Genomic DNA, 9,145 nt, shown 5'->3' with positions numbered 1-9,145 from the left:
GGTTGCTCCCGTCGCTCCGGTTACTCCAGTTACTCCTGTTGGTCCTGTTGGTCCTGTTTCTCCTGTTGCTCCTGTTGATCCAGTTACTCCAGTTACACCAGTTGATCCGGTTGCACCAGTTTCTCCTGTCGATCCGGTTGCACCAGTTTCTCCTGTCGATCCTGTTAATCCCGTTGGTCCAGTTGATCCCGTTGGTCCAGTTGATCCCGTTGGACCAGTTGATCCAGTGACTCCCGTTGATCCCGTTAACCCCGTTGCTCCAGTTTCTCCCGTCGCCCCCGTTGATCCGATTGCACCAGTTTCTCCCGTTGGTCCGGTTACTCCGGTTGCCCCGGTTGGTCCGGTTGATCCCGTTGGACCTGTTGCTCCTGGAGGACCTGTTGGCCCGGTCGGTCCAATCCCCCCAGCAGACTCTATTAAAGAAACATCATCAATTAGAACAGACCCAAAAGTAGCTTTACTTATTACCACTACTGCGTTTACTGCTTCAGCAGGGGTTTCAATTGTTCTATATATTTCATTCCATGTATTAAATGACACATTTGGCAACTTTCCGACAGCAATGATCATTTCCTGTCCGCCTTCAATCTGTTCTCCTTCACTGTTAACAAATAGAATTTGTATAGTGACTTGAGGACTTGGATTGTTCCCCGTTTTCCCAAGCGAAACAGTGAATATAAGAGATTGTCCAGAAACGACAGGCACGATCTGCCCTAAAAAAGCATAAGGCTGGCTGCTGATAAACTGTGCGGAATAGCTTCCAGAATGGGCAAAAGTATTAATAATGGCCGTATTTGCAAAAGCCCACCCCGTCAGATTGCCGGTTTCAAAACCTCCATTTACAATCACATTATTCACTCAACTTCATTCCCCGCCCTCTTTGATTAATTCCAGCTATTATATGCAGGAAAATCATCATCGGTCTGTAAGGTGACTAACCAAAATAAAAAAAGGTGATTGTCCCTGCATCACCTTTTTTCCCTGTATTTGTGGAAAACCTGCTGCATGAAAAACACGAATTGCCGCATCTAAGCTAGATATACTGAAAGTACGCCGGACATGTCTCCCTAGGTTAAGCAATCACCTGCCATTCATCATCTGTTACTCACGCCGTGAAGTAATATGATCAAACATAAAAAAAGGCAGACCGCGTCTGCCTTTTTTTCTTTCTACCATATCCCTAATAATTTCCACCATAATCCGCCGATCACAAGCCATGTGACAATATGAACGATCGACAGGATAAATCCGATAGACCACCATTTGCCTTGCGAAATGTAGCCTGCTCCGAAGAAGACCGGAGCCGCTCCAGAACCGTAGTGGGTTGTTGACCCGAACAGATTGCTGAAGAATGCGAGGCTCAGCGCTGCTAAAAGCGGCGGTGCGCCCGCTGCCACGATAACAGCCAAAAATGCTGAATACATCGCACTGATGTGGGCCGTCGCACTTGCAAAGAAGTAGTGAGAGTAATAATACACAACAATTAAAATTAAAAATGCCACAATCCAAGAGAATCCTGATACAGATGATTTCATGGCGTTGCTGAACCAAGAAACCATGCCTAATTCATTCAGGAAGTTGGCCAGCATAACGAGCGCCGCAAACCAAGTGAGCGTATCCCAAGCGCCCTGTTCTTTCTTGATATCATCCCAAGTCAGAACCTGTGATAATAAAAGAACTGACAATCCGATCAGTGCGGTTGTGGTTGCGTCGATGTTGAAGCTGCCGCCAAAAATCCAAAGAGCAAGCACTAAAAGAAACACAATAACCATGGAAAGCTCTGATTTTTTAAATGGTCCCATTTCTTTCAGTTTTTCGGTTGCGATTTTCGCTGCGTCCGGTGTTTCTTTAATTTCCGGCGGATACAGCTTGTAAATCACAAGCGGTGTGATGATTAAGCTTACAAGTCCCGGCACAATCGCGGCAATTGCCCAGCTTGTCCATGTTAAGTCCACCCCTGCGACATCATGGGCCAGCTTGGCAATCAGCGGGTTTGCCGCCATCGCCGTCAGGAACATAGCAGATGTAATCAAGTTTCCCTGAAAACCGGTTTTTAATAAGAAAGCACCGATTTTTCTTTCTGTTCCATCTGCCGGGCTTGATCCGAATGTTTCGGATAATGATCTGATAATAGGAAATATAATGCCTCCTGCACGCGCCGTATTACTTGGAATAGCAGGTGATAATATTAAATCACTGAACAGCAGTGAATAAGAAAGTCCAAGGGTTTTCTTCCCGAATTTCTGAACGAATACATACGAAATTCTCGCACCTAGCCCGGTTTTGATAAATCCCCGGGAAATAAAGAATGCGATGACGATAAGCCAGATGGTCTTATTCCCGAATCCGCTTAATGTATCCTCAATTGATAATGTTCCAGTTAATGCAGTAACCGCCAATGCAAAAATTGCAATTGCACCCATTGGCAAGGGCTTGGAGATAAAGCCGATAATTGTCGCGACGAAAATCGCAAACAAATGCCATGCTTTAGGTTCAAGTCCGGACGGAGCGGGAATAAACCAGATGATTAGTCCCACAGCGACAGTAATAAGCAATGGAACAAGCTTTACTGCTGACTGTTTTCCTGCGTCTTTTTCTGAAGCCATGAATAGGTCTCCTCCTATATACTTGTTTTCCGATCCCCTTTTTCATTCTACTCCTTAACTAAGTTAATAAACATTTTAATTAATTAAAAAACACAAAGGTGAGCAGCCCTTTGTGTTTTTTTCATTTCTTAATTTAGTTTACCCGCGCCCGCTTGAGATATAACATTTGACTTCACATTCGCGGAAGCATCAATTGATCCGTGCAGAGATGGTGTCCATCCGACAGAAGAGCTCAGCCCGTTTGCAGCCGATGCGTTGATCTGCGTACCGTTCAGCAATGTGCCGGAATCATATAAAGCCGTTCCCCCGCTGAATACGCTGATCGTTTTAGCAGCAGTCAATCCCGGAACGTCAATGGCATTGTTTTGTGCATAAATTTTTGATGATTTTCCGATTCCCCATGCATAGCTAAAGGCATAATCTGATGAGTTTTTATTGCCTTCATAATAGTTGTTGTAAACGTGTACCTGTCCAAAACGGACTCTCGGTGCGCGCTGAACGATATTTTTGTAGCGGTTATGATGCAGTGTGATTTTTAATTTGCCGTCATCGGAGGTTTTGCTGTCGCTTGATCCGAAAATGGAGCTTTTATCATGATCGTGATAAAAGTTATAAGACATTGTAATGTAATTAGCGCCGTTAGAGGCATCAGTTTGGCCGTCATGGTGCTGATATTCTCTTCCAAAATACTTTGGAGAGGTGCTGTCTGGACGGGAACCGTCATTAAATGTACAGTGATCGATCCATACATGTGTACCGCCGTTTATTGTGATGTTGTCATATTGTGAGTTCCAGTTTCCTGAACTTCCGTCAGTCGGGTCCCATTGCGGGAAATAGTCATATGCGTCTTGGAATTCGATATTGCGGATAATGACGTTATCGCTCTTGATCTGGAAGTTTCCGCCCAGAACTTTAGCATTTGACCCTGAACCGACGATCGTCGTATTTGCAGGGATATCCACCATCACGCGTGCCTTTTGGTTTTTCTGTGAGCGTGCTCTGGCCTCTTCCTGTGTTCCGGATGGCTCTTTTTTGCCCCATGTGCTTGGGTCATAGGCTTTCAAATATTTGTTCAAATCGTACTCTGGATCTTTATAATCATTCAGACCAAGCGGCTTCAGGTTGTCATCGACATTCATGTCAATCGTTCCCTTGATATAAATGATTTTTGGCGTTGTGTTGGTGTCCTTGCCCAAAGCCGAAACGAGCTGATTTCTGTTGCTGACTGTATACACGTGGGATGACGAGGCTTTTGATCCGCCTGTTGTGCCGGTCGAGTACGCTCCCCAGCCATCATTTGACCCTAACGTCTGATGGCCCAAATCCGCTGCGTTCGCCCCAACCGGAGTCAAGCCTAATAACAAAGCCGTGGCTAACATCACTTTTTTCATTCAGTATGAACCCCCATTTTCTATTTTGTGAGAATTTGTTCCATATTCTCACAAAAAACATAATAGCAAATTCATGGGGATCCATAACCGAAAATGTACGGCTTTTTATTGCGGCATCCTGCAAAAAAACACCGCAAAAACCGCAAATATAAAAAACCCCAAAAGGACGATAATCGCCTTTTGGGGTTACATTCCTGCATTATGCCCAAGATTTTACTTTTTCGTTGTCTGTCACAAAGAGAAGCACTTTCCCTTCATCTAGCCGTTTTTCAAACTGAGCCGCTTCGTCTTCTGAAAAACCGATTTCGTGGATTTTATTGCGAAGCTCGTCTCCTTTTTTATTAAATATGTTCCCTACCGCATGTTTGAAACCTGTTTCTTTGGCTCCGATCGTGTTGGCATTCGTGTTGTCTGCCAGTCGTTCCGTTCTGTCATCGTCGTGAGCTAAGACGTATACATCCTCTTTTGCGACACCCATTTGCTGTAATTCTTCTACATCCTTCATGAGCTGTTCGTCGTTTGTATACTCTCTTACAACTGGTTTCATATCCAATTCCTCCTTCATCATGTCTATGTTATATTCATACCCGATCCTTTTTCTATGAAACAGCATCCAGAGCATTGGGCACAAAAACAGGAAGAATGGTAGTAGATATTTCATTTCTAACCATGATAAAGTGATAGAACGAGAGTATTTTCAGAATAGTCAAAATCAAAACCGCTGCACGGGGCGTCCGAACATGAATCGCCATTTTTATCCGTACAAGCAGGAGGTATGTCCAATGCAATACTTTTCACCAGAACAGCAATACAATGCGTGGGTTGTGAGTGATTTAGTAAAACAGGTCTTCCATCAGCGTGTCGGCTATTCAGCCGGCATTCACCAGCTTGCCATCTTTGCCGAAGAAACATTTCACATCGATATTGACTTTGTTTTCTCTATTGTCATGAATATCGGAGACATTGAATTTGCGCTCTCTGAAGAAATCGAAAAAAAATTGTCCAGCTATCTCAGCGTTCTTCTTCCCCATGTCAGCAGAGATATGCTTGAAGCCTCTAAAGCCAACGCCAGTTCGTTTTTATCCCACAGACACGGCGATGCTGTGTACGATTTATTTGTGCCATATGACCCATACATCAAAAAAACATAAAGCAGCCGATTCTGTTTCTTTATTTAAAAAATATTGACATAGGAAGCCATGCTATTATAGTGTTTATTTGTGATAATGATTCTCATTATTAAATTCAGAAAAAAGGAAGAAAACAATGCGCACCTATCCTAACAAGTTTATTGCCATCATCAGTGTTTTATTAATCGCTTGTTTCATTATATCCGGCTGTTCATCAAGTCAGGATAACAGCGGCAGCAAAGCCGGAAGCAAATCTAAGGATTCAAGAGTCATTCAGCACGAAGACGGGAAAACAACAGTGACCGGCACACCTAAAAAAGTCGTTGTGCTTGAGCTTTCATTCCTGGATGCTGTTTACAACCTCGGCATCACGCCGGTAGGCATCGCCGATGACAACAAAAAAGACATGATTCAAAAGCTGGTCGGCAGCCCGATTGATTATACATCAGTAGGCACGCGAAGCGAACCGAATCTTGAGGTCATCAGCTCCTTGAAGCCTGATTTAATCATCGCTGACGCTGAACGCCATAAAAACATTTACAAACAGCTGAAACGAATCGCACCGACCATTGAATTGAAAAGCCGGGAAGCGACTTATGATGAAACAATCGACAGCTTCAATACCATTTCTAAAGCATTAAATAAAGAAAAAGAAGGAAAAGAAAAGCTCGCCGACCATACAAAGGTCATTGACGATCTGAAAGCGGAGCTTCCGAAAGATGAAGACCGCAGCATCGTTCTCGGCGTGGCAAGAGCCGATTCCTTCCAGCTTCATACGTCATCTTCTTATGACGGAGAAATCTTCAGCATGCTCGGCTTTACGCACGCCGTGAAGTCAGATAACGCGTATCAAGAGGTCAGCCTCGAGCAGTTAAGCAAAATCGATCCTGATATTTTGTTTATTTCAGCCAACGAGGGTAAAACAATCGTAGATGAGTGGAAAAAGAACCCGCTCTGGAAAAATCTAAAAGCGGTGAAAAACGGACAAATCTACGATGCAGACCGCGACATTTGGACAAGATTCAGAGGAATCAAGTCCAGTGAAACAAGCGCCAAAGACGTGCTCAAAAAAGTGTATAATAAGTAGGACAAAAGAGAAGCGAGGAGAATCCTTGCTTCTTCGTTTTTGCAAACAGACGCAGCAAGGAAGTGAGACTGTTGTATTACTCAGCCAAACGGCGCTCATCATCAAGATTGATGGTTTTTATCATTGCACTGATCATCCTTATTTTCGGGCTTGGGCTGAATCTCTCAGTAGGCGCCTCAGACATCGGCATCATTGATGCTTTGACATATCTTTTTGTATGGGACGGATCAAAAGAACAGCTTATCATCTCTACTCTTCGCCTCCCCCGCACATTAATCGGCGTTTTCGTCGGCGCCAGCCTGGCTGTAGCAGGGGCACTGATGCAGGCCATGACAAGAAACCCTCTGGCTTCACCTCAAATTTTCGGTGTGAATGCGGGTGCATCGCTGTTTGTCGTTGCTTCTCTCGTCATTCTGCCGGCGTCGTCCTACTCTTCGGTTGTGTTCGCTTTTGCAGGTGCGGCGGCAGGCGGCGCAATTGTGTATATGATTGCCTCTTCCGGCGGAATGACACCTGTCAAACTGGCGCTGTCAGGAATGGCGGTGCATTTGTTCCTGTCCTCCATGACACAGGCGATTATTATTTTAAATGAGTCGGGAGAGGATGTGCTGTATTGGATGACGGGTGCGATTGACGGCAGCAATTGGCAGGACGTCATGACCATTGCCCCGTTTTCTGTCATCGGCATTGGACTTGCCCTTGTGTTTTCAGGTCCCGTTTCTGTTCTCGGTCTCGGTGATGAAACCGCAAAAGGACTCGGGCAAAACATGAACGGCATGCGGATTCTGATCAGCTTTATCATTTTAATTCTATCCGGCGCTTCTGTGGCGGTTGCCGGTCCAATCGGCTTTGTCGGGCTGCTCGTCCCGCATATCGTCCGCAAGCTGATCGGAGAAAATTACAAGTATGTGCTGCCGTTTTCGGCGCTGTTCGGCGCCATTTTATTGGTGTACGCAGATGTCCTGGCCAGATGGATTGCATTCCCTTATGAATCCCCGGTCGGCATTGTCACCGCCATTATCGGCACACCATTTTTCTTATATTTAGCAAGGAAAGGGCGAAATCTGAAATGAAGAAATCAACCAGAAAACAAAAACGCCCCTTGCTGGTCATCCTTATATTGGCTGTCATCTTGCTAGTGCTGTCCGTGATCAGCATCGGCTTCGGGGCATTGTATATTTCACCTGATGCGGTGGTTACGAATCTGTTAGGGATGGATCATTCCTTCGAGTTTATTATTCAGCAGTACCGGCTCCCCCGCATTATACTGGCGATTCTGGCAGGCGCCGGGCTTGCCGCTGCCGGAGCCATTTTGCAGGGTGTCATCCGAAATCCCCTTGCGTCTCCGGACGTTGTCGGAATTTCAAAAGGGTCCGGACTGGCCGCCATGGCCGTTATTCTCATTTTTCCTGAGTCTCCGGTCTATGTGCTGCCGTTCTCCGCATTTGCCGGAGCAGCCATTATTGCTGTAGTATTATTAATGATAGCCCGCAAAAAAAGCATTCAGCCCTCTTCATTGGCTTTATCAGGCATTGCCTTAGGCGCGGTCTGCCACGCCGGCATGCAATATATGATGGTCAAATTTCCGGGGGACGTTAATGCAGCGCTCATTTGGCTGACAGGCAGCCTCTGGGGGAGAAACTGGGAAGAAGTCAAGCTCCTTGCGCCATGGCTGCTTGTCCTTTTGCCGATTGTCTGCATCCTCATTCCGAAGCTGGATCTGATGTCACTCGGAGATGAGCTAGCGCAGGGTCTCGGCGAAAACGCAAACAGGCTGAGATTCATCCTGATTTTCACCGCAGTTGCACTGGCGGGGAGCTGTGTAGCCGTCGTCGGATCAATCGGTTTTATCGGGCTGCTTGCTCCGCATATCGCCAGAAGGCTTGCCGGAGAAAAAGCTAAATATTTACTGCCTGCATCGGCATTAATCGGTGCTATTATATTACTAATCGCAGATACATTAGGACGCGGCATCATGCCTCCGGTTGAGATACCCGCCGGAATACTGACAGCTGTGATCGGCGCGCCTTATTTTTTATATTTATTGAAATTCGAAGCGAGGAAACAGTAGGGAGAGGATACCATGGGAAAACTGGCTGCAGACCAGCTCACTCTTTCATATGACAGCACAGTGATTATTGACGGAGTTGATTTAAAGATTGAAGAAGGAAAAATCACTGTGCTCATCGGCGCCAACGGCTGCGGAAAATCAACAATCCTCAAATCGCTGGCCAGGCTGATGGCCCCAAAAAGCGGCACGGTTCTATTAGAAGGAAAAGATATTCATCGCCAGCCGTCCAAAGAAGTGGCTAAAAAGCTGGCGATTCTTCCTCAGTCTCCTCAGGCGCCAGAAGGATTGACGGTACAGGAACTATGCTATTTCGGCAGACATCCTCATAAAAAACTGTTATCCAAGCATACGCAAGAGGATCACGATATGGTAGAGTGGGCGCTTGACGCAACCGGGATGAATGAACTGAAGGATCGGACACTTGATGCCCTTTCAGGTGGTCAAAGACAAAGAGCCTGGATTTCCATGGCGCTTGCACAAGGCACTGATTTGCTCTTGCTCGATGAACCGACCACTTACTTGGACATCTCTCACCAAATTGAGGTGCTGGAGCTGCTGAAAAAGCTGAACCGGGATCATGGACGCACAGTTGTCATGGTGCTTCACGACTTAAACCAAGCCGCTCAATATGCTGACTATCTGATCAGCGTACTGGACGGAAAAATCTACAATGCCGGAACGCCGGAAGACGTCTTTACCCAGCCGTTTTTCCGGGAAGTCTTCGGCTTGGAATGCTGCATCATGAGAAGCCCGATCGACCAGAAGCCGATGTGCCTGCCGATGGGACTATGCCCAAAATTACGGACGTGATGAAAAAGGAGAGGATACCTCTTCTTTCAGATTGTTGACAAAAGCTCAAA

General features: G+C 45.9%; 9 protein-coding genes. 5 read left to right on the top strand and 4 right to left on the bottom strand.

All coding sequences use genetic code 11. The features are described 5' to 3' along the window. The 4 genes from CJU60_RS22220 to CJU60_RS17085 all read right to left on the bottom strand — a co-directional run. A partial coding sequence (locus tag CJU60_RS22220) for an NTTRR-F1 domain (RefSeq protein ID WP_141243797.1) occupies positions 1 to 858 on the bottom strand: 858 nt, incomplete at its 3' end. Positions 859 to 1,169: 311 nt separating this feature from the next. Then, entirely contained in the window at positions 1,170 to 2,606 is a 1,437-nt protein-coding gene (locus CJU60_RS17095) for an anion permease (RefSeq protein ID WP_024120552.1), read from the bottom strand. A 128-nt stretch (positions 2,607 to 2,734) separates the two neighbouring features. After that, a complete protein-coding gene (locus tag CJU60_RS17090) occupies positions 2,735 to 3,997 on the bottom strand; it encodes a pectate lyase (RefSeq protein WP_095714410.1) in 1,263 nt (420 codons plus the stop codon). Positions 3,998 to 4,196: 199 nt separating this feature from the next. Continuing rightward, the gene (locus CJU60_RS17085) at positions 4,197 to 4,544 is read right to left on the bottom strand and encodes a YflT domain-containing protein (protein ID WP_024120550.1); all 348 of its coding nucleotides are present in this window, start codon (positions 4,542 to 4,544) and stop codon (positions 4,197 to 4,199) included. Between the two features lie 235 nt (positions 4,545 to 4,779). Between CJU60_RS17085 and CJU60_RS17080 the strand changes: the two genes are divergently transcribed. The 5 genes from CJU60_RS17080 to yfmF all read left to right on the top strand — a co-directional run bounded on the left by CJU60_RS17080 (position 4,780) and on the right by yfmF (position 9,095). After that, a complete protein-coding gene (locus CJU60_RS17080; protein ID WP_095714409.1) occupies positions 4,780 to 5,148 on the top strand; it encodes a DUF3212 family protein in 369 nt (122 codons plus the stop codon). 115 nt (positions 5,149 to 5,263) lie between these two features. After that, a complete protein-coding gene (locus CJU60_RS17075) occupies positions 5,264 to 6,214 on the top strand; it encodes a Fe(3+)-citrate ABC transporter substrate-binding protein YfmC (RefSeq protein WP_044163588.1) in 951 nt (316 codons plus the stop codon). 71 nt (positions 6,215 to 6,285) lie between these two features. Beyond that, positions 6,286 to 7,287, top strand: coding sequence for a Fe(3+) dicitrate ABC transporter permease FecD (fecD, locus tag CJU60_RS17070; protein WP_024120546.1), 1,002 nt, complete (start codon positions 6,286 to 6,288; stop codon positions 7,285 to 7,287). Then, positions 7,284 to 8,285, top strand: a complete 1,002-nt coding sequence (yfmE, locus tag CJU60_RS17065; RefSeq protein ID WP_095714408.1) for a Fe(3+)-citrate ABC transporter permease YfmE — start codon at positions 7,284 to 7,286, stop codon at positions 8,283 to 8,285. The genes fecD and yfmE overlap by 4 nt, the downstream gene beginning before the upstream one ends. 12 nt (positions 8,286 to 8,297) lie before the next feature. After that, positions 8,298 to 9,095, top strand: a complete 798-nt coding sequence (gene yfmF, locus CJU60_RS17060; RefSeq protein ID WP_010333352.1) for a Fe(3+)-citrate ABC transporter ATP-binding protein YfmF — start codon at positions 8,298 to 8,300, stop codon at positions 9,093 to 9,095. Positions 9,096 to 9,145 lie beyond the last annotated feature (50 nt).

Source organism: Bacillus sp. 7705b (genome assembly GCF_002289525.1).
GTDB classification, from domain to species: domain Bacteria; phylum Bacillota; class Bacilli; order Bacillales; family Bacillaceae; genus Bacillus; species Bacillus halotolerans.
The sequence above is the reverse complement of the archived record's forward strand: the minus strand, read 5'-3'. Positions and strand labels throughout refer to the sequence as shown.